We start from the raw sequence: 20,958 nt of genomic DNA on the forward strand, positions 1-20,958 counted from the left end.
GCTCCCGGCGTGAACCTCCCCGCCCTGCAATCCTGGCTGACGCTGCTGCGCGCTCCTGGCGTGGGCGGCGTCACCGTGGCGCGCCTGCTCGCCACCTTCGGCTCGGCCGAGGCGGCGGTGGCCGCCGGCCCCGCGGCGCTGCGCCCGCTGGGGCTGCCCGAGGAGGCGCTGCAGTTCTTCTCCAAGGGTGATCCCGAGGGCATCGCCCGCGACCTGGAGTGGCTGGACAAGCCCGGCCGCGGCCTGCTGACGCTGGAGGACCCGCGCTATCCCGAGCGGCTGCGGCAGATCGCGCAGGCGCCGGGAGCACTGTTCTACCAGGGCGATCCGGACCTGCTGGCACTGCCCCAGCTGGCCATCGTCGGCGCCCGCTCCGCCACGCCCCAGGGCCTGGAGAACGCCCGCGCCTTTGCCGCCGAACTGGCGCGCCGCGGGCTGTGCATCACCAGCGGCCTGGCGCTGGGCATCGACGGCGCCGCCCATCGCGGGGCCCTGGAGGCCGGCGGCATGACCATCGCCGTCTGTGCCACCGGGCTGGACCGTGTCTACCCGGCGCGGCACCGCGAGCTGGCGCATGACATCGTCCGCGAGGGGCTGATGATCTCGGAGTTCCCGGTGGGGGTGGCGGCGCTGCCGGAGCACTTCCCGCGCCGCAACCGCATCATTTCCGGGCTGGCCATGGGCGTGCTGGTGGTGGAGGCGGCGCCCGAGTCCGGCTCGCTGATCACCGCGGCCTACGCCAACGAGCAGGGCCGCGAGGTGTTCGCCATCCCCGGTTCCATCCACAACCCGCAGGCGCGGGGCTGCCACCGCCTGATCCGCCAGGGGGCCAAGCTGGTGGAGTCGGTGGACGACATCCTGGAGGAGATCGCCCCGCAGCTGCGCCAGCGGCGCGCAGCCCTGGTGGCGGCCGACGCGCCGCCGGAAGACCCCCTGCAGGCCCGGCTGCTGCAATGCCTGGGAACCGAACCCCAGTCTTTCGATCAATTACAGGCTGGCAGCGGGCTGGATGCCGCCGCGCTCAGCGAAGCCCTGCTGGCACTGGAGCTGGCCGGCGAAGTGGCCGCAGCGGCCGGCGGGACCTACCAGCGGTTGCGGGTTCCGGCATGATTGCTGCAGATCAAGGGCATCGCCCCCCGGGGCGTGATTTAATTTGAGGTTCCTGCAAATTGTGGTATACAAAATCACATGGAGATCAGACAGAAACGCGAGATTCATATAATTTCAACAATTCTGTTCTGAAATACATTAAAAACACACAGCACCGGAGCGTTTCATGAAAGAGACCGTACTGGATGTGCTGATGTACCTGTTCGAGAACTACCAGGAAGGCGAGTTCTCCGATTCCGACAATCAGGTCACTTTGCGCGACGAGCTGGTCGCGGCCGGATTCCCCGACCAAGAGGTCGCCCATGCGTTCGACTGGGTCGACGGACTGGCGCAGCAGCGGCAGCTGCCGATCATCTTCAGCCCGGGCGGTGCGGTGCGCATCTATGCCCGCGAGGAGATGTCCAAGCTCTCCACCGAATGCCGCGGCTTCATCATGTACCTGGAGCAGCTGGGCATCTTCGGCGCCCAGGCGCGCGAACTGGTGATCGACCGCCTGATGGCGCTGAACGAGGAAATCGACCTCGAAAGGGTCAAATGGGTCTGCCTGCTGGTGCTGATGAACGAGCCGGACGCGGAAGACGCCTTTGCCCATCTCGAGGAGATGGTTTACTACAGCGGCGAATTCCTTCATTGAATCAGTAATTTGCCGGTCGGGTGCCGCGTTCCGGCGCTGGACAGGCGGCGCGTCTTCCGCATATAAGCAGGCCCCTGCGGGCAGCCGCCCGCCGCGCTGAATGCATCATTTAAATGACTAAGAACCTGGTCATCGTCGAGTCGCCTGCCAAGGCCAAGACGATCAAGAAATACCTGGGCAAGGACTTCGAGGTGCTGGCCTCCTACGGCCACGTGCGCGACCTCGTGCCCAAGGACGGCGCCGTGGACGTGCAGAACGGCTTCGCCATGAAGTACCAGGTGATCGACCGCAACGAGAAGCACGTCAAGGCGATCGTCTCGGCGCTGAAGGAGGCCGACGAACTGTGGCTGGCCACCGACCCTGACCGCGAGGGGGAGGCCATTTCCTGGCACCTGGCCGAGTTGCTGCGCGAGAAGAACGCGCTCAAGGGCAAGCCGGTCAAGCGCGTGGTGTTCTACGAGATCACCCAGCGCGAGATCCAGGAAGCGATCCAGAACCCGCGCGACATTTCCGAGGACCTGGTCAACGCCCAGCAGGCGCGCCGCGCCCTGGACTACCTGGTGGGCTTCAACCTGTCGCCGCTGCTGTGGCGCAAGGTGCAGCCGGGCCTGTCGGCCGGCCGCGTGCAGTCGCCGGCACTGCGCCTGATCTGCGAGCGCGAGCTCGAGATCCGGGCTTTCAAGCCGCAGGAATACTGGTCGCTGGACGCGCGCGCCGAGAAGTCCGCCCAGGCCTTCACCGCGCGCCTGATCGAGCTGGACGGCAAGAAGGTCGAGCAGTTCACCCTCGGCGATGCCGGCGCCGCCGAGGCCGCGAAGAACAAGATCCTGGCCGCGGCCGGCGGCACGCTGCTGGTCAAGGCCATCGAGAAGAAGCAGCGCCGCCGCAATCCGGGCGCGCCCTTCACCACCTCGACGCTGCAGCAGGAAGCCAACCGCAAGCTCGGCTTCACCTCCAAGCGCACCATGCAGACCGCGCAGCAGCTGTACGAGGGCGTGGACATCGCCGGCGAGACGGTGGGTCTGATCACCTACATGCGTACCGACTCGGTGACCCTGTCGCAGGATGCGATCAAGGACATCCGCAACGTCATCCAGCTGCAGTACGGCGCCGGTGCGCTGCCCTCCGAGCCGCGGACCTACAAGGCCAAGTCCAAGAATGCCCAGGAAGCGCATGAAGCCGTGCGCCCCACCTCGGCGGCGCGCCTGCCCCGGCAGGTGGCGCAGTTCCTCAAGCCCGACCAGGCCAAGCTCTACGAGCTGATCTGGAAGCGCACCGTCGCCTCGCAGATGGAGGCGGCCGTGTTCGATACCGTCAGCGCCGAGCTGCGCGCCGGCAGCGAGCATGCCTTCCGCGCCACCGGCTCGGTCCTGGTGGAGCCCGGCTTCCTGGCCGCCTACGACATCCGCGCGCAGGACCCGGAAGACCGCGACGAGGGCGACGAGGACGACAAGCGCCTGCCGGCGCTGGTGCAGGGCGAGCGCGTCAAGCTGCTGGAGCTGCTGCCCGAGCAGCATTTCACCCAGCCGCCGCCGCGCTACACCGAAGCCAGCCTGGTCAAGACGCTGGAAGAGTTCGACATCGGCCGTCCGTCGACCTACGCCACCATCATCTCCACCCTGCAGGGCCGCGACTACGTGCGCCTGGAGGGCAAGGCCTTCGTGCCGACCGACGTCGGCATGATCGTCAACCGCTTCCTCACCGATCACTTCGAGCAGTACGTGGACTACGAGTTCACCGCGCATCTGGAGGACGATCTCGACGCCGTCTCGCGCGGCGAGAAGCAGTGGAAGCCGCTGCTGGCGCAGTTCTGGAACTCCTTCAAGCCGCGCATCGAGGAGAAGATGGAGCTGTCGCGCAAGGAAGTGTCGGAGGCTCGCGTCATCGGCGTGGACCCGGCCTCCGGCAAGCCGGTCAGCGCGCGCCTGGGCCGCTTCGGGCCCTTCGTGCAGATCGGCACCAAGGATGACGAGGACAAGCCGCGCTTCGCCTCGCTGCGCGCCAACCAGCGCATCGACACCATCACGCTGGAGCAGGCCCTGGCGCTGTTCCAGCTGCCGCGCAGGATCGGCCAGTTGCCCAACGGCGACGAGGTGGAGGTCAACATCGGCCGCTTCGGGCCCTACGTGAAGCACGGCAAGAGCTTCGTCTCCCTGAAGAAGGACGACGATCCCTACACCATCGAGCTGCCGCGCGCGATCGAGCTGATCGAGCAGAAGGCGGCGGCGCTGGAAGCGGCGACGCTGAAGGTCTTCGACGGCACCGGCATCCGCATCATCAAGGGCCGCTTCGGCGCCTACATCACCGACGGCAGCCGCCGCGCGAACGTTCCGCGCAACCGGGATGTCGATGGCGTGACGGTCTTCGAGTGCGAGGCCTGGCTGGCGGAAGCCGCCGCGGCGGCGCCGAAGAAGGGCGGCAAGAAGGGCAAGGCGGCCGCCAGGAAGGCCGCCGCGCCCGCCGCCGGGAAGGCCGAAAAGGCAGCGGCGAAGAAACCGGCCGCCAAGAAGGCCACCGTGAAGAAGACGGCGGCGAAGAGAGCCGTGGCCAAGAAGGCCCCGGCGAAGAAGGCCGCGACCAAGAAGAAGGGCTGAGCCGTGCTGCCGGACGTCGCGCCGCTGCGCCTCAAGGCCGCCGTCCGCGCGCTGCAGCGCGGCGGCGTCATCGCCTATCCTACCGAGGCCGTCTGGGGCCTGGGCTGCGAGCCGCAGGACGAGCGCGCGGTGATGCGCCTGCTGGCGCTCAAGGGCCGGCCCTGGGAAAAGGGCGTGATCCTGATCGCCTCGCGTTTCGAGCAGGTCGAACCCTACGTGCAGGTGCCGTCCAACAACGCCCTGAAGCGCGCCACGGCCACCTGGCCCGGGCCGGCGACCTGGGTGTTTCCCGCCACCGACCATACGCCGATGTGGATCAGCGGCGACCATGACGGCGTCGCCGTGCGCGTCAGCAGCCACCCGGCCGTGGTGGCGCTCTGCGAGGCCTACGGCGGCCCCATCGTCTCCACCAGCGCCAACCCGGCCGGCCGCGCGCCGGCGCTGACGGTGGCGCAGGTGCGTCTCTACTTCGGCAACGAGATCGACTTCCTGATGCCGGGCGCGCTCGGCCACCTGGCCAAGCCGACCACCATCCGCGACGTAACCACCGGGCATATCCTGCGCCGATGAGCACTCCCGACTTCACCGCCGTCGAAACCTGGCTGCGCGGCCTGCAGCAGCGCCTTTGCGAGCGCTTCGAGGCCATCGACGGCCAGGCCCGCTTCGGCCGCGACGAATGGCAGCGCGCCGAGGGTGGCGGCGGCGTGTCGCGCGTGATGGCGGATGGCGCGGTGTTCGAGCGCGGCGGCGTGGGCTTCTCGCTGGTGCACGGCACCAGGCTGCCGCCTTCGGCCACCGCGCATCGCCCCGAGCTGCAGGGCCGCAGCTGGCGCGCCATGGGGGTGTCGGTGGTGATGCATCCGCGCAACCCGCATGCGCCCACCAGCCACTGCAACGTGCGCCTGTTCCTGGCCGAGAAGCCGGGCGAGGAGCCGGTATGGTGGTTCGGCGGCGGCTTCGACCTCACGCCCTACTACGGCCATGACGAGGATTGCCGCGACTGGCACCGCGCCGCGCGCGATGCCTGCGCCCCGGCCGGGGATCACGTCTATCCGAAGCTCAAGCAGTGGTGCGACGAGTATTTCTTCCTCAAGCACCGCAACGAGCCGCGCGGCATTGGCGGCATCTTCTACGACGACTGGAGCGAGGGCGGCTTCGACGCCGGCTTCGCCCTGATGCAGCGCGTGGGCGATGCCTACGGCGCGGCCTACGCGGACATCGTCGAGCGCCGCAAGGACCAGGCCTACGGCGAGCGCGAGCGCCAGTGGCAGCTGCTGCGCCGCGGCCGCTACGTGGAGTTCAACCTGGTCTGGGACCGCGGCACGCTGTTCGGCCTGCAGTCCGGCGGCCGCACCGAGTCGATCCTGATGTCGATGCCGCCGCAGGTGCGCTGGGAGTACGACCAGCATCCCGAGCCCGGCTCGCCCGAGGCGGCGCTGCTGGAGCGCTACCTAAAGCCCCGGGACTGGATCTGAAGAGAGGCCGTCATGCCGGCTTTCGCCGGCATGACGAGTACGGGCCGGCTAGTACAACTCCAGCTTCCCGAGGATCGCCTCGCCGATCTGCGTCCGCCTGCCGATGTCCTGCTCGCCCTGCATGTCGATGTTGAGCGCGAAGCCGTAGACGCGGCCTTCGCGTTCGATCCAGCCCACCCACCAGCCGATCTGCGGCTGCGTGCCGAAGACCCAGCCGGTCTTGCCGTAGAGCGTGCTGCCGTCACGGCTGCCGACCCGGGCGATCTCGCGCACGGTGGACTGGCTGCGTGCGGACAGCGGCAGGCTGCCCTGCGCCAGCCGGGCGGCGAACCGGGCCTGTTCCACCGCGCTGATCTGCAGCGGGCCGTCGAGCCAGAAGCGGTCCGCCGCCGGGCCGGTCCGTCGATTGCCATAGTCCAGCCGCCGCAGCATCGCCTGCATGCGCGGCAGGCCGATGCGCCGCGCGATCTCCTGGTACACCGGCACGCTCGACACGGGAAAGGCCTCGCGCATCGGCATGTCCTTCTCCCAGGCCTTGAAGGGCTGGGGTCGGCCGCCGTAGGGAATCACCTCGTCGGCGTCGTGCACCGCGCCGGTCTCCAGCGCGATCAGGCTGTTGGCCAGCTTGAAGGTGGACGCCGGGATGTAGCGCCGCTGTGCGCGCTCCGGGTTCACCAGCAGCAGCCGGTCGGCGCCCAGGTCGTAGAGGACGAAGCAGCCGGGCGTGCCGCCGAACAGGGATTGCAGGTCCGGGCGCTCGTCGGTGAAGCCGGCGCGGGCGGGCAGGACGCAGAGGCAGAGCAGGGTCAGCAGCAGGCGCAGCACGGGATTCCATCCAGGGGGAGGGCGGCCCGCAGCATAACCCGGGGGCAGCTTTGCGCCGCCGCCGCCAGCGTTTACCCTTGGGCACCATGACCCTCACCGAACTCCGTTACCTGGTGAACCTCGACAAGGAGCGCCACTTCGGCCGCGCCGCCGAGCGTTCCTTCGTGTCGCAGCCGACGCTGTCGGTGGCGGTGAAGAAGCTCGAGGACGAGCTGGGGGTGACCCTGTTCGAGCGCAACCGCGGCGAGGCCAAGCCCACGGCGGTGGGCGAGCGCATCATCACCCAGGCGCGCCGCGTGCTGGCCGAGTCCAAGCTGATCGAGGACCTGGCGCGCGAAGGGCGCGACGAGCTCAATGGGCCGCTGCGCTTCGGCGCGATCTACACCGTCGGCCCCTACCTGCTGCCGGGCCTGGTGCCGCTGCTGCGAGAGCGCGCGCCGCTGATGCCGCTGGTGATCGAGGAGAACTTCACCGCCAAGCTGCTGGAGCAGCTGCGCGACAACGAGCTGGACGTGGCGATCCTCGCGCTGCCGGTGGACCTCACCGGCCTTGCTGCCTGGGCGGTCTACGATGAGGACTTCGTGGTGCTGATTCCCAGCGACCACCACTGGGCCAAGGAGAAGCAGGTGCCGGCGCGCCAGCTCGCCGGCGAGCCGCTGCTGCTGCTCGGGCCCGGCCACTGCTTCCGCGAGCAGGTCATCGAGGCCTGCCCCAAGTGCGTGGAGCCGGACGGCGATGGCCCGAGGCCGCAGAGCGGCAGCAGCCTGGAGACGATCCGCCACATGGTGGTGGGCGGCCTGGGCATCACCGTATTGCCGCGTGCCTCGGTGGAGAACCGTGCGCAGGATCCGGGCCACCTGCTGGCCAAGCCCTTCGTGCCGCCGTCGCCCAATCGCCGCATCGCCCTGGTCTGGCGCAAGTCCTGGCCGCGCCGCAAGGCCATCGCCGTGCTGCGCCAGGCGATCCTGGACTCCGGCATGAAGGGCGTGTCCTACTTGCCGGGGGCCGAGCTGCAGGAAGACGGCAAGCACTAGGGCTTGCCGCGCCTGCTTATTGCTGCATGGCCGCGCGCGCGGCCGGCGAGCGCGACAGGTAGTCCAGCGCCTGCTGCGTGTCGCCCTCGGTGACGGGGTGGAACCGCGGCGAAATCCAGCGCAGCGCCCCCGCCACCAGGAAGCTGAACGGCGGGACGTTCTCGGTGCGGTGCCCGACCCTTTCCAGTTCCAGCAGCAGGCGCAGCAGCGAGCGGCGCGACAGTGCGCGGCTTGCGCGGTCGCTGCGGTCCTGGCTGGCCAGCTCGCGGTAGCTCTCGGACAGCGCGAACAGGAACATCGGGAAGACCACGGCCATCAGGGCCTGGCGGCTCACGTAGAAGCCGAGCTGGGTGCGGCACAGATGCTCGAACAGGTCGTAGGCGACGCAGCGATGCTCCACTTCCTCGGCCAGGTGCCAGCGGAACAGGTCCGCCATCACCGGGTCTGCCTTGTCCCAGCTGCGGTTGTCCATGGCCCACTGGCCCAGCATGCCGGTGAAGTGCTCGATCGCCGCGATCAGGCCGACGCGCAGCACCAGCCAGTGCCGCTTCAGCGGCTCGCGCTTCAGCAGCTTCAGGCCGAAGGGCGTATCGCCCAGCAGGTCGCCGAACAGGCGGTTGGCCCGGGCCAGGAACCCGTCGGTCTCCAGGGCGTGGCGCCGCAGGTAGTCGTGGGCGCCGATGTGCGCACGCGCATGCCAGGCCTCCTGGCGGATGAAGCCTTCCACGTCCTGGCGCAGCGCGGCGTCCGTCACCAGCGGCAGCGCCTGGTTGTAGACGCGGCAGAACCACAGCTCGCCGGCCGGCAGCAGCAGGTGGATGCCGTTGACCATGTGGGTCGCGAAGGGATCGTCCGGAATCCAGTGCAGCGGCGTCTGGCTGAAATCGAACTGGGCGCGGCGCGCCTGGAGGACGTGGCGCTCGGTGCGGCTGGTCATGATGTTTCGGACTCCGGCGGTCGGCATGCTTCGACGTAATATTTACATCGTCCAATGGTACATTTCAAGCGTCGCTCGATGAACGAAGGTTCTTCGCGCTACCGTAGTCGGCAAAACAAGCGCATAGGACGAGGGGAACCATGCACGACGAGGCCGCCCGGCGGTTCCGGGACCATTTCCTGTGGCAGCTGCGCGCCGAGGGCCATGCCCCGGCGCAGATCGCGCGGTGGATGTGGAAGCCCTACGATCCGGCGGCGCTGCGCATCCTCGGGCCGCAGCGCGACCGCGGCCTGGATCACCTGGCCTATGGCGAAGCCGAGATCGAGGAGCTGCTGAAGACCCTGCCGGAACCCTCGCTGCGCATCGACGAGCATTTCTTCCGCCGAGAGAAGACCGTGCTGGTGATGGTGCCCGGCTTCACGCACGAGACGCTGAAGAATTTCTCCTGGCACGAGCAGGTGCAGCGCAAGGACTCGCCGCATACGGTGCTGATGCTGCACCCGGACGGCGAGGGCACGCGCGAGCAGCTCTACCAGGACGGCGACGGGCTGAAACTGGTCTACCTGCGTTACCCGCGCTCCAATGCCGCCAGCCCGCACATCGTGCCGGCGATGTTCCGCCTGCTGCAGGGCAGCCCGAGCCTGCGCCGCTGGGTGGCCGAGGGCTATCGCCTGTTCTTCATCGGCTACTCCTATGGCGCGCCGCTGTCGCTGGAGCTGCTGGCCGACCTGCATGGCGGCGTCCTGGCCGACGAGTTCATCCTGCCGGCGACACGCGGCTTCCTCGGCCTCTGCGGCGACATCGGCGGCTCGTACCTGGCCGACGACTGCCTCGGCGAATCGCCGCAGCTGGTGGCCATGGACAAGCTGGTGGCCTTCGCGCGGCGGCATCCCTGGTTCGGCAAGCTGGCGGGGCTGGGCACGCCGCAGCTGTGCGACGACATGATGCATGGCGTCGGCGCGCTGGGGCATGCGGTGCGGCAGGAGCGGGCGCGCGACTATGCGCCGCGCCTGCCGCCGCAACTGCGCTACTACACGGCGGCGGCGATCATGCCGCTGGCCGACTACCGTCGCCGCTGGTGGCAGTTCAACCTCGATGACTGGGCCATGCACCGCCAGGCCCTGGTCACCGACCCCATCACCGTCTACAACGACGGACAGGTCGCGCTGCCGGACAACCTGCTGCCGGAGGCCCCGCAGCTGCCCGTGGCGCACAACCGGCACCTGGGCGCGGTGCGCACGCACCACTGGGGCGTCAGCTACCGGACCTTCAACCTCGGCATCAACCGCTTCCCGCGCGTGGCCTACTACCGCGCGCTGATGCAGACCATCCTGTCGGACGGCTGAAGGAGTAAGCTCGCGGGCCGAATCTTCCCGGACCTCCCCATGATCGTCGTCCACGGCATCAAGAACTGCGACACCGTGCAGCGCGCGCTGCGCCGGCTGGCGGAAGCCGGGCTCGCCTACCGCTTCCACGACTTCAAGACCGAGGGCCTGCCGCGCGAGCTGGCACAGTCCTGGATCGACGCGCTGGGCGTGGACGCCGTGGTCAACCGCAAGGGCACCACCTGGCGCAAGCTCCACGCGCCCACCCGGGACGGCCTCACGGCCGGCAATGCCGCCGCCCTGCTCGCGGCCCAGCCCTCGCTGGCGAAGCGGCCGGTCATTGCAAAAGAAGGCTGGCTGCATGCCGGGTTCGCGGCGGCCGACGAGGCGGCGATCCTCGAGCGTCTGCGCTGATCCCGGCCGCAGGTCGGCGGACCGGCATGGCAAAAGAATCCAGCTGAACGGATCGCTTCCGTCACTGTATCCGCCGGGCTGCCGCACTAGAATCCGCGCCATGCAGGTGCCCTGGTCCTTTCCGGATCCGGGTGAAACGGGAATGCGGTGCCCTGGGCGACAAGCCCGGCCATTCCGCAACTGCCCCCGCAACGGTAAGCAAGCGTCGCTGCGCCTCTACGCCACTGATGTCCCGCATCGGGAAGGCCGCGCAGAAATCCTTGCAAGTCCGGAGACCGGCCTGCATGCGCATGACCTGGATCGACAGGCCATGCGTTCAAGAATCCCGTTCGCGGAGGGCGTGACGGCATGGCGGTTTGCAGACGGAAACACGAAGAGCGCGTGCCCTGACCCGAGCCTTGCCCGGCCGGGCGGCTGTGCGCGCCTTGCCGGGCAAACCGCGACATCTCGCGGAGCACACACCATGTCGGCTGTCCTCAAGCCCAATGCGGCCATTCCCAGCGTCAAGCTGCTGATCAACGGCGAATTCATCGAATCGACCTCGCGCGAGTGGCGCGACGTGGTCAACCCCGCCACGCAGGAGGTGCTGGCCCGCGTGCCCTTCGCCACGCCGGCCGAACTCGACGCCGCCGTGGCCGCGGCGAAGCAGGCCTTCAGCACCTGGCGCAAGACGCCGATCGGTGCTCGCGCGCGCATCTTCCTGAAGTACCAGCAGCTGATCCGCGAGAACATGAAGGAACTCGCCGCCATCCTCACCGCCGAGCAGGGCAAGACCCTGCCGGACGCCGAGGGCGATGTATTCCGCGGCCTGGAGGTGGTGGAGCACGCCGCCAACATCGGCACGCTGCAGATGGGCGAACTGGCCACCAACGTCGCCGGTGGCGTGGATACCTACACCATCCTGCAGCCGCTGGGTGTCTGCGCCGGCATCACGCCCTTCAACTTCCCGGCGATGATCCCGCTGTGGATGTTCCCCATGGCGATCGCCACCGGCAACACCTTCGTGCTCAAGCCCTCGGAACAGGACCCGATGGTGACCATGCGCCTGGTGGAACTGGCCCTGGAGGCTGGAATCCCCAAGGGCGTGCTCAACGTGGTCCACGGCGGGCCGGACATCGTCAACGGCATCTGCGACCACGCCGACATCAAGGCGGTGTCCTTCGTGGGCTCTACCAGGGTCGGCACGCACGTCTACAACCGCGCCACGCTGGCCGGCAAGCGCGCCCAGTGCATGATGGGCGCCAAGAACCACGCTGTGGTGTTGCCTGACGCCAACAAGGAACAGGCGCTCAACAACCTTACCGGGGCCGCCTTCGGCGCCGCCGGCCAGCGCTGCATGGCGGCCTCGGTGACCGTGCTGGTGGGCGAGGCCCATGGCTGGATTCCGGATATCGTCGCCAAGGCCAGGACGCTGAAGGTCAACGCCGGCCATGAGCCCGGCACCGATGTCGGGCCCCTGGTGTCCTGCGCGGCGCGCGAGCGTGTCGACGGCCTGATCGCGCGCGGGCTCGCCGACGGCGCCAGGCTGGAGCTGGACGGGCGCAACCCCTCCGTCCCCGGCTACCAGAGCGGCAACTTCGTCGGCCCCACGATCTTTTCCGGCGCCAAACCCGGCATGTCGATCTACGACCAGGAAATCTTCGGGCCGGTGCAGGTGATCGTTTCGGTGGACACCCTGGACGATGCGATCGAGCTGATCAACCGCAACCCCAATGGCAACGGCGTGGCGCTGTTCACCCAGTCCGGAGCCGCCGCGCGCAGGTTCCAAGAAGACATCGACGTCGGCCAGGTCGGCATCAACGTGCCGATCCCGGTGCCGGTGCCGCTGTTCTCCTTCACCGGCTCGCGCGGTTCCAAGCTGGGCGACCTGGGCCCCTATGGCAAGCAGGTCATCCTGTTCTACACCCAGACCAAGACGGTCACCCAGCGCTGGTTCGACGACAGCACCCTGTCGGTCGGCGTGAACACCACGATCAGCCTGAAGTAAGGCCATGCGTCATGGAGTTCTCACTCAACGACGAGCAGCGCGCGCTGCAGGCGGCGGCGCGCGACTTCGCGCGCCATGAGCTGGCGCCCTACGCCGCCCAATGGGACGCGGATTCGGAGTTTCCCCGCCAGACCATCGCCAAGGCGGGCGAACTGGGCTTCTGCGGCCTCTACACGCCGGAGGAATTCGGCGGGCTGGGCCTGTCGCGCCTCGACTCCTCGGTCATCTTCGAGGAACTGGCGGCCGGCTGCACCAGCACCACGGCCTTCATCACGATCCACAACATGGCGACCTGGATGTTCGCCACCTGGGGGCAGGAAGAGGTCGCCCGCCGATGGGTGCCGCGGCTCGCGGCCGGCGAGCTGCTGGCCTCCTACTGCCTGACCGAACCGGGCGCAGGTTCCGATGCGGCCTCGCTGAAGACCCGGGCGGAGAAGCACGGCGATCGCTACGTGCTCAACGGCACCAAGGTGTTCATCTCCGGTGCAGGGTCCACCGACTGGCTGGTGGTGATGGCGCGCACCGGGGCGGAGGGGGCCAGGGGGATCAGCGCCTTCGCGGTGCCGGCCGACAGCCCGGGCATTTCCTACGGCAAGAAGGAGCACAAGATGGGCTGGAACAGCCAGCCCACGCGGATGATCAGCTTCGATCGCGTCGAAGTGCCGGAGCAGAACCGGATCGGTGCCGAGGGTCAGGGCTTTGCGATCGCCATGAAGGGGCTCGATGGCGGGCGCATCAACATCGCTACCTGCTCGATCGGCACGGCCCAGGCGGCGCTGGATCGCGCGCAGGGCTACATCCACGAGCGCAAGCAGTTCGGAAGCCCCATCGCGCAGTTCCAGGCCCTGCAGTTCATGCTTGCCGACATGCTGACGGAACTGGTGGCGGCCCGGCAGATGGTGCGGCTCGGGGCCTGGAAGCTGGACACCGGCAGCGCGGATGCGACGACCTACTGCGCCATGGCCAAGCGCTACGCCACCGACGCCGGATTCAAGGTGGCCAACGAGGCGCTCCAGCTGCATGGCGGCTACGGCTACATGAAGGAGTTTCCGCTGGAGCGCCACCTGCGTGACAACCGCGTGCACCAGATCCTGGAAGGAACCAACGAAATCATGCGGGTGATCGTCGCCCGCGCCATCTTGCGCGAGGGCGCAACCGAGGAGTTGAGATGAGCTACACCAACCTGAAGCTGGAGAAGCGCGGCCACACGGCGGTGCTGTTCCTGAACAATCCGCCGGCCCATACCTGGACGGCGGAAAGCCTGGCCGACCTGAAGCGCCTGGTCGCCGACCTGAACGCCGACCGCGGAATCTACGCCCTGGTCATCACCGGGGAGGGTGCCAAGTTCTTCTCCGCCGGCGCGGATCTCAAGCTGTTCGCCGACGGCGACAAGGCGCGTGCGCGCGAACTGGCGCGCCGCTTCGGCGAGGCCTTCGAGGCGCTGTCGGACTTCCGCGGCGTCAGCATCGCCGCGATCAACGGCTATGCCATGGGCGGCGGCCTGGAAGCGGCGCTGGCCTGCGACCTGCGCATCGCCGAGGAGCACGCGCAGATGGCGCTGCCGGAAGCCACCGTGGGTCTGCTGCCCTGCGCCGGCGGCACGCAGAACCTGCCCTGGCTGGTGGGCGAGGGATGGGCCAAGCGCCTGATCCTCTGCGGCGAGCGCGTCGATGCCGCCACGGCCCTGCGCATCGGCCTGGTCGAGCAGGTGGTGCCCAGCGGCGGCGCCCTGGAGGCCGCACTGCAGCTCGCCGGGCAGGTGGCCAAGCAAAGCCCGACCAGCGTCGCGGCCTGCAAGAGCCTGATCCAGGGCGCGCGCGGCAATCCCCTGCGCCAGATCCTGCCGGTGGAGCGCGAGCGCTTCGTCGACCTGTTCGACACGCAGGACCAGAAGGAGGGCGTCAACGCCTTCCTGGAGAAGCGCAAGCCGGAGTGGCGCAATGGCTGACACGACGACGCTGGAAGCCCCGGTGCTGTTCCGCGAGCAGGAGGCGGCCAACGGCAAGCGCATCGGCTTCGCGCAGCTCAACGCCGAGAAGTCGCTCAACGCGCTGGACCTGCCGATGATCCGCCTGCTCGACCCGCAACTGCAGCGCTGGGCTGCGGACCCCGGCATCGCCTGCGTGGTGCTGCAGGGCGCCGGCGAAAAGGCCTTCTGTGCCGGCGGCGACGTGCGCAGCCTGTATCGCGCCATCCGGGAGCACCAGGGACCTCCGCCCAACCTGGCGAACCTCGCCTTCTTCGACGAGGAATACAGCCTCGACTACCGCATCCACCGCTATCCCAAGCCACTGATGGTCTGGGGCAGCGGCATCGTCATGGGCGGCGGCCTGGGCCTGATGGCGGGGGCCAGCCACCGCGTGGTCACCGAGACCTCGCGCGTGGCCATGCCGGAAATCACCATCGGCCTGTTCCCCGACGTGGGCGGCAGCTGGTTCCTGCGTCGCATGCCCGGCCGCACGGGGCTATTCCTGGCCCTGACCGGGGCCTCCATCAACGGGCATGACCTGCTGGTGGCCGGGCTGGGCGATCACTTCGTCCGCAGTGCCGACCGCGAGACATTGTTCCGCCAGCTCGCCGCAGTGGACTGGAGTGACGACGCGGCCGGCAACGGCGCTGCGCTGAGCGCGCTGCTGGCCGGGTTCTCCGGGCGTGCTCAGGACCTGATGCCGGCCTCGCCGCTGCTGCAGCATGCGCAGGCCATCGAGGCGCTCACCGCGGGGGCCTCGCTGCGCGAGGTACATGCCGCCATCACCGGCTATGCCGGCGATGATCCCTGGCTCAAGCGCGCCGCCGCGACGCTCGCTGCCGGCTCCCCCACGACCGCCGCGCTGGTCTGGGCGCTGCGCGAGCGCGTCGCGGGACTGAGCCTGGCCGAGGTCTTCCGCCTGGAGTTGATCGTGGCGCTGCAGTGCTGCGCCCACCCGGACTTCGCCGAAGGCGTGCGCGCCCTGCTGATCGACAAGGACAACGCGCCGAAGTGGACGCCGCCGACGCTGGCCGAAGTCACGCCGGAGTGGGTGGAAGAACACTTCCATGCACCTTGGACGGACAGCGTGGCGTCGGTGGGCGCGTAACCAGATCCCCTCTCCCTTGCGGGAGAGGGGCTAGGGAGAGGGTGGTGCCTGATCGGGCTCCCTCTCTCCCGCATCGAGCCCCCTTGGGAGTGACAGCGAGCCACTCCCGAAGCAATGCCAAATGCTCTCTCCCGCAAGCGGGCGAGAGGAGACCAGATAGAGGAAAAACATGAGCAACATCGCATTCATCGGCCTGGGCAACATGGGCGGTCCCATGGCGCTCAACCTGATCAAGGCCGGCCACGCCCTGCGCGTGTTCGATCTTTCGCCCGCCGCGCTGGAGGCCGCGCGTGCGGCCGGCGCCACGGTGGCGGCCAGCCCGGCGGAGGCCGTGCAGGGAGCGCAGACCGCGATCTCCATGCTGCCGGCCAGCCGGCATGTCGAATCGCTGTACCTCGGCACCGATGGCCTCCTGGCGCAGATCGCGCCCGGTACGCTGGTGATCGACTGTTCCACCATCGCGCCCGCCAGCTCGCGCAAGGTGGCGGAGGCGGCGCAGGCGCGTGGCATCGTCTTCATCGACGCTCCGGTCTCCGGCGGCACCGCCGGCGCGGCGGCCGGCACGCTGACCTTCATCGTCGGCGGCGAGGCCGGGGCGCTGGAGCGTGCGCGCCCCTGCCTGTCGGCCATGGGCAAGAATATCTTCCATGCCGGCGGCAGCGGCGCGGGGCAGGTGGCCAAGATCGCCAACAACATGCTGCTGGCGATCCACATGGCCGGCACCGCGGAGGCGCTGGCGCTGGGCGTGGCCAACGGCCTCGACCCCAAGGTGCTGTCGGAGATCATGGTGAAGAGTTCGGGCCGCAACTGGTCGCTGGAGCTGTACAACCCCTGGCCCGGCGTGCAGGACCACGCGCCCGCCTCGCGCGGTTATCAGGGAGGCTTCGGCAGCAGCCTGATGCTCAAGGACCTGGGGCTGGCGGCGGAGGCGTCCATCGCCAGCGGCAGCCCGATCCCGCTGGGTGAACTGGCGCGCAATCTCTATGGCCTGCACAGCCATGCCGCCGGCGCGCTGGACTTTTCCAGCATCGTGCAGCTCTACCGCAAGCCCGTCTAGCGCGACTGCGAGCCGCCGCCCAGGGTGAGGAAATCCGACAGCGGCGGTATCGCCTGGTTGTCCAGGCCGCTGAGCACGGCCGCCAGGATGATCCGTCCCGTCACCTTGCGGGCGTGCCGGATCTGATCTTCCGTGGGCTGCTCCAGCGCGAAGCAGTTTCCTCCTACGTGCTCGGCCACATGCAGCAGCGTTTCGACGAAGGTAGGGTCTATGCCGGGCAACCCCAGTTGTTCGGCGCGCTGCCTTACCACCTCCTGCAGGGTTTCCAGCGCCTGTCCGCGCAGTTCGCCGGCGGGGGAGTCGCGGTCGTGGATCTCGCGATAGAACGCGCCCACTCCGGGCACGTTGCGGCGCGCCCAGTCGAAGTAGGCGTCCAGCGCCAGGTTGATGCCCTGCTCCAGCGTGCGGGCACTGGCTACCGCGGCGGGCAGCGCCGTGAGCAGGTCGAGGTAGGCGCGTCCCAGCGCCTCGCGGATGACTTCGCGCTTGTCGGAGAACAGTCGGTAGAAGGTCGGGCGCGAGATGTTGGCAGCCTGCAGCATCAACTCCACCGAGCTGCGTTGGTAGCCATGCTCGGCGTACACGCGCATCGCCGCCTCGATCACCGCCTCGCGGAGCTGCTCGCCGGAGGGCTCCGTTGCCGACGGCCGGCCCGGCCGGCGCCGGCGGACGGGCTTGCGGGAACTGGGGCTGCTGCGGCTCATGGGCCAGGAAAGGGACGGGATGGGCTTGCCAAAATCTTAACAACATTGTTACGATTAAAAATAACACTAATGTTACTTATATGAGAGGGCGGCTGTCCGAGCGCCCCGGCCCTGTCGTCGAGGAGAAGGCTCATGAAGATGTCCGGCAAGTTCCGCCGTCGTGCCGCCGGCGGCGTCCTGGTCCTGTCCGCTGCCCTGGCCGGCTGCGGTTCGTCTTCGTCTCTGCCGGAGGCTCCGGCGGAGAACCCGGTGACCGGTGAGGCCCGGGGCTGCGATGCCGCGGCATTTCCCTCGGCGGCGTGGACGCTATGCGAGGCGCAGAACATCGCCAATACGCTGCAGAACACCACGCTGCATACGGCGCTGCTGCCGGGACTGCTGTCCGATACCACGCGCTACCAGGTGGCAAGGCTTTCGCTGCTGCTGACCGATCCCGAGCGCCAGCCCAATCCCAACAGCTGCACGGCCATCGCCCTGTGCCCGATCGATCCGCGGGTCCAGGGCTGGGAGGCTGCCGGCGAACTGGTCGCGCCGGTGCTCTACACCTCGCGTTCCGGCGCCACCATCTCCGGCCATGTCTGGGCCACGGCCGCAGGGCCGGCAAAGCGTCCGGGCGTCATCATCGTCAATGGCTCCGTCGTCGGCTATGAGCCGATCTACTGGTATGCCGCGCAGACGCTGGCGCGCAGCGGCTTCGTGGTGATGACCTTCGACGCCCAGGGCGAGGGCATGTCCGACCAATTCGGCGAGGCACCCGACCAGCTGGAAGCCGCCTTCGCGGGCATCCCGGCGCTGGGCCTGGTGAAACCGGCCGATGTCGCCGGCTTCGGCCTCGGCGGCAATGGCCTGCCGTTCTACGATGGCGGCGCCGACGCCCTGGACTTCCTGCTGTCCACGCCCACGGCGCCCTATGTGCCGGTGCCCAGCCGCAGTTCCGGCACCTCGCATGCCGCGAAGCAGGAACGCCGCGTCGCCGCGGGACTCAATGCCGCGTACAACCCGCTGTGGCAACTGCTGGACGCCTCGCGCATCGGCATCGCCGGGCATTCCTACGGTGCCGAGGCGGCCAGCTGGCTGGTGCAGCAGGATTCGCGCCTGTCTGCCGCGGTGGCCTGGGACGCGCTCTGCGTTCCGGTCTCTCCCTCGCCGGATGAAGCCATCGCGCTGGCTACTGCGCCTGTCAACCGTCTCGCCGGCGCCTTGCCGCTGCCCGCCGGGTACGGCTTGCCCACGGAGTGCTTCGGCGCTCCGGCCGGACCTGCCCCGGCCATCACCAAGCCGGCGCTGAGCATTACCTCCGACTACCTGCTGGTGCCCGCGCCCTACCTGGCCCCGCCCGATCCGGACATCAAGGCGGAGGCTTCGCACATCTACTCCCAGCAAGGCGTGGACACGGGCACCATCGTCATTCGCGGCGGCACGCACTTCGACTTCAACGACGTGCCCGCGGTGTTGCCCGCGTCGCTGCGCGGCATCGATCTGGTGGCCTGGTACACCGCGGCCTGGTTTTCCAAGTACCTGAAGAACGATCCCGGCGCCGATGCCCTGCTGCTCAGCAGGCGCTGGCAGGACGACAGCGCTACGGCGCAGGCCGATGCGGCCGGCGATCCCAACCTGCTCTCCTGGCACTACCACTCGCGCCTCGACATCCGCCTGCGTGGCGGCGGCCGCTTCAAGTGCGAGAATCTGCGCCTGGGCTGTGCCGGCCAGGTGGACGCGGCGCGCGACGGCGGGCCGGAGCGCTACTCGTTTGCGGAGGTCGTGGGGCCCTAGGGAAACTCCGAAGAAGTCACCGTTCGCCCTGAGCCTGTCGACGGGTGGACGTAACTCGTTGACCGACGGGGGGAGGTCCGCCCGTGCTTCGACAGGCTCAGCTCGAACGGACCTTTCAGCGCTTTCCTAGGGCACCCAGCGCTTGGCCAGCTTGCGCGCCAGCGTGCGCCGGTGCATGCCCAGGCGCCGCGCGGTCTCGGAGATGTTGAAGCCGGTCTCGGCCAGCACCTCGTGGATGCGTTCCATCTCCAGCGTCTTGATGGAGGTGGGACGCGCCGCCACCGGAGCCTGCAGCTGGGGCTCCGCCGGCTCGTTGCTGAAGGCGGCCTCGATGTCGTCGGTGTTGGAGGGCTTGACCAGGTAGTTGCAGGCGCCGAGCTTGATCGCCTCCACGGCGGTGGCGATGCTGGCGAAGCCGGTCAGGACCACGATCATCATCTCCGGATCGTGCTGATGCAGCATCTGCACCACGCTCAGGCCCGATTCCTGGCCGAGCTTGAGGTCCACCACGGCGCGCTCGGGAGCCTGCGTCTTCAGCAGTTCGCGGGTTTCCTCGACGCTGGCGGCGTGCAGCACGCGGCAGCCGCGCCGTTCGAAGGAGCGCTTCAACGTACGCGCGAAGGCGGCATCGTCCTCCACGATCAGCATCAGGCGTTCAGCCGCGTCGTTCATCATCCTCTCCGATCGCCAGGGCGGACAGCGGCAGCTGCAGGCGCACGCGGGCTCCGCCTTCCGGCAGGTTTTCCGCGCGCACCTGTCCGCCGAGCTTGCGCAGCACGTTCACCACCAGGAACAGGCCGAGACCGCCGCCCGGGCGGCCCTTGCTGGACTGGTAGGGCTTGCCGATCTTCTCCAGCATTTCAGGAGCAAAGCCGGGGCCGCGATCCTGCACCGTCAGCGTCAGCAGGCCGTCGGTGCAGCCGGCCGCCAGGCCCACCCAGGCCGGCGAGGCGTCGGCGGCATTGTCCAGCACGTTGCAGATCACCTGCTTGAGGGCAGAGTCGGAAATCACCGGCTCCTTCATCCAGGTCCTGCTCGAGGTATCGTCGATGCGGTAGTCCAGGCTCACCGATGGGCGCGTGTTGCACCATTCGCCGACCAGTTCGTCCAGGAAGCTGCCGGCGGTCGTCACCGCCAGGGCGCCGCCGCGAGCCTCGCCGGCCGACATCAGGATGCCGGTGACGATGGACTTGCAGCGCCGCACCTCGCCCTCCATGTCCACGATCTCCTGCAGCAGCTCGGGGTCGTCGCGGAACTGCGGCATGCGCTTCCAGTCGCCGAGGATCACCGACAGCGTCGCCAGCGGCGTGCCCAGCTCATGCGCGGCACCCGAGGCCAGCAGGCCCATGCGCACGATGTGGTCCTCCTCCGCCGCCTGCTGGCGCAGATCGGCCAGGCGCGCGTCGCGCCGCCGCAGGTTGGCGTTGATGCGGGTCATGAACACCACCATCAGGGCCACGTCGAGCACGAAGCAGACCAGCATGCCCAGCACGTGCAGCTGGAACAGTTCCTCGTGGCTCGGCATCTGCAGCGGCCGGTACCAGTGCATGAGGCCGGCGAAGCAGAGGCTGGTGACACCCAGCAGCAGCCAGGCCGACCAGGTTTCCAGCAGCACCGCGCCCAGCGCCACCTGCAGCAGGTAGAGGAACACGAAGGGATTGGTGGCGCCGCCGCTGTAGTAGAGCAGCGCCGTGAGCGCCGCCACGTCCAGCAGCAGGCCGGCGAGCAGGTCGGCGTTGCGCACTTCGCCCAGCCGCCGCGGGCGCAGCAGGCTGAACAGGTTGAGCAGGATCAGGCAGCCCACCACCGCGAACATCTCCTGCAGCGGCAGCGGGATGCCGAAGAGGGAGGTAGTCAGGGCGATGGTCAGCACCTGGCCGAATACCGCCATCCAGCGCAGCTGGATCAGCTGCATCAGGTTCTGCTGCCCCGCCGTCTGGCCCATGGAGGCGAGCAGCGACAGGTTTCTGGCCGTGGTCTGGATCAGCGACATGGGCGTGATCCTACCGTGG

At 68.7% G+C, this 20,958-nt stretch carries 19 protein-coding genes and 1 riboswitch; of the genes, 14 read left to right on the forward strand and 5 right to left on the reverse strand.

From position 1 onward, the window contains the following. The first annotated feature begins 9 nt into the window (after nucleotides 1-9). From dprA to hemF, 5 genes are all read left to right on the forward strand, one after another. Nucleotides 10-1,110 (forward strand): DNA-processing protein DprA, encoded by a 1,101-nt coding sequence (gene dprA, locus C3942_RS06270; protein ID WP_104229499.1) that lies wholly within the window; start codon nucleotides 10-12, stop codon nucleotides 1,108-1,110. Between the two features lie 166 nt (nucleotides 1,111-1,276). Then, entirely contained in the window at nucleotides 1,277-1,744 is a 468-nt protein-coding gene (locus tag C3942_RS06275; protein WP_104229500.1) for a Smg family protein, read from the forward strand. A gap of 113 nt (nucleotides 1,745-1,857) precedes the next feature. Then, on the forward strand, nucleotides 1,858-4,338 hold the full coding sequence (locus tag C3942_RS06280; protein ID WP_104229501.1) for a DNA topoisomerase I: 2,481 nt from the start codon (nucleotides 1,858-1,860) through the stop codon (nucleotides 4,336-4,338). A gap of 3 nt (nucleotides 4,339-4,341) precedes the next feature. Further along, nucleotides 4,342-4,908 carry an L-threonylcarbamoyladenylate synthase type 1 TsaC gene (gene tsaC / locus C3942_RS06285; RefSeq protein ID WP_243393529.1) on the forward strand — a complete coding sequence of 189 codons (567 nt, stop codon included), beginning with the start codon at nucleotides 4,342-4,344 and terminating at the stop codon, nucleotides 4,906-4,908. Then, complete coding sequence (gene hemF / locus C3942_RS06290; RefSeq protein ID WP_104229502.1) at nucleotides 4,905-5,813, forward strand: oxygen-dependent coproporphyrinogen oxidase; 909 nt, start codon at nucleotides 4,905-4,907, stop codon at nucleotides 5,811-5,813. Before tsaC ends, hemF begins: the two co-directional genes overlap by 4 nt. A 48-nt stretch (nucleotides 5,814-5,861) precedes the next feature. On the opposite strand, the gene blaOXA is transcribed toward hemF, so the two are convergent. Then, on the reverse strand, nucleotides 5,862-6,638 hold the full coding sequence (gene blaOXA, locus C3942_RS06295; protein WP_104229503.1) for a class D beta-lactamase: 777 nt from the start codon (nucleotides 6,636-6,638) through the stop codon (nucleotides 5,862-5,864). 86 nt (nucleotides 6,639-6,724) lie between these two features. On the opposite strand from blaOXA, the gene C3942_RS06300 reads away from it, so the two are divergent. Continuing rightward, nucleotides 6,725-7,672 carry a hydrogen peroxide-inducible genes activator gene (locus C3942_RS06300; protein WP_104229504.1) on the forward strand — a complete coding sequence of 316 codons (948 nt, stop codon included), beginning with the start codon at nucleotides 6,725-6,727 and terminating at the stop codon, nucleotides 7,670-7,672. A 16-nt stretch (nucleotides 7,673-7,688) separates the two neighbouring features. Here C3942_RS06300 and C3942_RS06305 read toward each other — a convergent pair whose 3' ends face one another. After that, a complete protein-coding gene (locus C3942_RS06305) occupies nucleotides 7,689-8,609 on the reverse strand; it encodes a metal-dependent hydrolase (protein WP_104229505.1) in 921 nt (306 codons plus the stop codon). Between the two features lie 140 nt (nucleotides 8,610-8,749). Here C3942_RS06305 and C3942_RS06310 point away from each other — a divergent pair, with 140 nt between their 5' ends. The 7 genes from C3942_RS06310 (at nucleotide 8,750) to mmsB (ending at nucleotide 16,469) form a co-directional block, all read left to right on the forward strand. Next, nucleotides 8,750-9,955, forward strand: a complete 1,206-nt coding sequence (locus C3942_RS06310) for a hypothetical protein (RefSeq protein WP_104229506.1) — start codon at nucleotides 8,750-8,752, stop codon at nucleotides 9,953-9,955. Between the two features lie 39 nt (nucleotides 9,956-9,994). After that, nucleotides 9,995-10,348 carry an ArsC/Spx/MgsR family protein gene (locus tag C3942_RS06315; RefSeq protein WP_104229507.1) on the forward strand — a complete coding sequence of 118 codons (354 nt, stop codon included), beginning with the start codon at nucleotides 9,995-9,997 and terminating at the stop codon, nucleotides 10,346-10,348. Nucleotides 10,349-10,435: 87 nt separating this feature from the next. Beyond that, a riboswitch (cobalamin riboswitch) is annotated at nucleotides 10,436-10,645 on the forward strand. A gap of 166 nt (nucleotides 10,646-10,811) precedes the next feature. Continuing rightward, complete coding sequence (locus C3942_RS06320) at nucleotides 10,812-12,335, forward strand: CoA-acylating methylmalonate-semialdehyde dehydrogenase (RefSeq protein WP_104229508.1); 1,524 nt, start codon at nucleotides 10,812-10,814, stop codon at nucleotides 12,333-12,335. 11 nt (nucleotides 12,336-12,346) lie between these two features. Next, complete coding sequence (locus tag C3942_RS06325; RefSeq protein ID WP_104229509.1) at nucleotides 12,347-13,507, forward strand: acyl-CoA dehydrogenase family protein; 1,161 nt, start codon at nucleotides 12,347-12,349, stop codon at nucleotides 13,505-13,507. After that, the gene (locus tag C3942_RS06330) at nucleotides 13,504-14,283 is read left to right on the forward strand and encodes an enoyl-CoA hydratase (protein ID WP_104229510.1); all 780 of its coding nucleotides are present in this window, start codon (nucleotides 13,504-13,506) and stop codon (nucleotides 14,281-14,283) included. Before C3942_RS06325 ends, C3942_RS06330 begins: the two co-directional genes overlap by 4 nt. Continuing rightward, nucleotides 14,276-15,412 carry an enoyl-CoA hydratase/isomerase family protein gene (locus C3942_RS06335; protein ID WP_207765992.1) on the forward strand — a complete coding sequence of 379 codons (1,137 nt, stop codon included), beginning with the start codon at nucleotides 14,276-14,278 and terminating at the stop codon, nucleotides 15,410-15,412. Before C3942_RS06330 ends, C3942_RS06335 begins: the two co-directional genes overlap by 8 nt. A 169-nt stretch (nucleotides 15,413-15,581) precedes the next feature. Continuing rightward, on the forward strand, nucleotides 15,582-16,469 hold the full coding sequence (gene mmsB / locus C3942_RS06340; RefSeq protein WP_104229511.1) for a 3-hydroxyisobutyrate dehydrogenase: 888 nt from the start codon (nucleotides 15,582-15,584) through the stop codon (nucleotides 16,467-16,469). Here mmsB and C3942_RS06345 read toward each other — a convergent pair. Next, a complete protein-coding gene (locus C3942_RS06345) occupies nucleotides 16,466-17,173 on the reverse strand; it encodes a TetR/AcrR family transcriptional regulator (RefSeq protein ID WP_104229512.1) in 708 nt (235 codons plus the stop codon). The genes mmsB and C3942_RS06345 overlap by 4 nt on opposite strands. A 132-nt stretch (nucleotides 17,174-17,305) precedes the next feature. Here C3942_RS06345 and C3942_RS06350 point away from each other — a divergent pair, with 132 nt between their 5' ends. Next, entirely contained in the window at nucleotides 17,306-18,946 is a 1,641-nt protein-coding gene (locus C3942_RS06350) for an alpha/beta hydrolase (protein WP_104229513.1), read from the forward strand. A 126-nt stretch (nucleotides 18,947-19,072) separates the two neighbouring features. Here C3942_RS06350 and C3942_RS06355 read toward each other — a convergent pair whose 3' ends face one another. After that, complete coding sequence (locus C3942_RS06355; RefSeq protein ID WP_104229514.1) at nucleotides 19,073-19,618, reverse strand: response regulator transcription factor; 546 nt, start codon at nucleotides 19,616-19,618, stop codon at nucleotides 19,073-19,075. Then, entirely contained in the window at nucleotides 19,602-20,939 is a 1,338-nt protein-coding gene (locus C3942_RS06360; RefSeq protein ID WP_104229515.1) for an ATP-binding protein, read from the reverse strand. Before C3942_RS06360 ends, C3942_RS06355 begins: the two co-directional genes overlap by 17 nt. Nucleotides 20,940-20,958 lie beyond the last annotated feature (19 nt).

The sequence above is a fragment of the Solimonas fluminis genome (assembly GCF_002930645.1).
Taxonomy (GTDB): domain Bacteria; phylum Pseudomonadota; class Gammaproteobacteria; order Nevskiales; family Nevskiaceae; genus Solimonas_A; species Solimonas_A fluminis.

What these genes read in the sequence shown, in the direction of transcription:
- C3942_RS06275 (WP_104229500.1), top strand. Translation starts at nt 1,277, where the DNA reads ATGAAAGAGACCGTACTGGATGTGCTGATGTACCTGTTCGAGAACTAC.
- C3942_RS06280 (WP_104229501.1), top strand. Translation starts at nt 1,858, where the DNA reads ATGACTAAGAACCTGGTCATCGTCGAGTCGCCTGCCAAGGCCAAGACG.
- hemF (WP_104229502.1), top strand. Translation starts at nt 4,905, where the DNA reads ATGAGCACTCCCGACTTCACCGCCGTCGAAACCTGGCTGCGCGGCCTG.
- C3942_RS06300 (WP_104229504.1), top strand. Translation starts at nt 6,725, where the DNA reads ATGACCCTCACCGAACTCCGTTACCTGGTGAACCTCGACAAGGAGCGC.
- C3942_RS06305 (WP_104229505.1), bottom strand. Translation starts at nt 8,609, where the DNA reads ATGACCAGCCGCACCGAGCGCCACGTCCTCCAGGCGCGCCGCGCCCAG.
- C3942_RS06310 (WP_104229506.1), top strand. Translation starts at nt 8,750, where the DNA reads ATGCACGACGAGGCCGCCCGGCGGTTCCGGGACCATTTCCTGTGGCAG.
- C3942_RS06315 (WP_104229507.1), top strand. Translation starts at nt 9,995, where the DNA reads ATGATCGTCGTCCACGGCATCAAGAACTGCGACACCGTGCAGCGCGCG.
- C3942_RS06320 (WP_104229508.1), top strand. Translation starts at nt 10,812, where the DNA reads ATGTCGGCTGTCCTCAAGCCCAATGCGGCCATTCCCAGCGTCAAGCTG.
- C3942_RS06325 (WP_104229509.1), top strand. Translation starts at nt 12,347, where the DNA reads ATGGAGTTCTCACTCAACGACGAGCAGCGCGCGCTGCAGGCGGCGGCG.
- C3942_RS06330 (WP_104229510.1), top strand. Translation starts at nt 13,504, where the DNA reads ATGAGCTACACCAACCTGAAGCTGGAGAAGCGCGGCCACACGGCGGTG.
- C3942_RS06335 (WP_207765992.1), top strand. Translation starts at nt 14,276, where the DNA reads ATGGCTGACACGACGACGCTGGAAGCCCCGGTGCTGTTCCGCGAGCAG.
- mmsB (WP_104229511.1), top strand. Translation starts at nt 15,582, where the DNA reads ATGAGCAACATCGCATTCATCGGCCTGGGCAACATGGGCGGTCCCATG.
- C3942_RS06345 (WP_104229512.1), bottom strand. Translation starts at nt 17,173, where the DNA reads ATGAGCCGCAGCAGCCCCAGTTCCCGCAAGCCCGTCCGCCGGCGCCGG.
- C3942_RS06350 (WP_104229513.1), top strand. Translation starts at nt 17,306, where the DNA reads ATGAAGATGTCCGGCAAGTTCCGCCGTCGTGCCGCCGGCGGCGTCCTG.
- C3942_RS06355 (WP_104229514.1), bottom strand. Translation starts at nt 19,618, where the DNA reads ATGAACGACGCGGCTGAACGCCTGATGCTGATCGTGGAGGACGATGCC.
- C3942_RS06360 (WP_104229515.1), bottom strand. Translation starts at nt 20,939, where the DNA reads ATGTCGCTGATCCAGACCACGGCCAGAAACCTGTCGCTGCTCGCCTCC.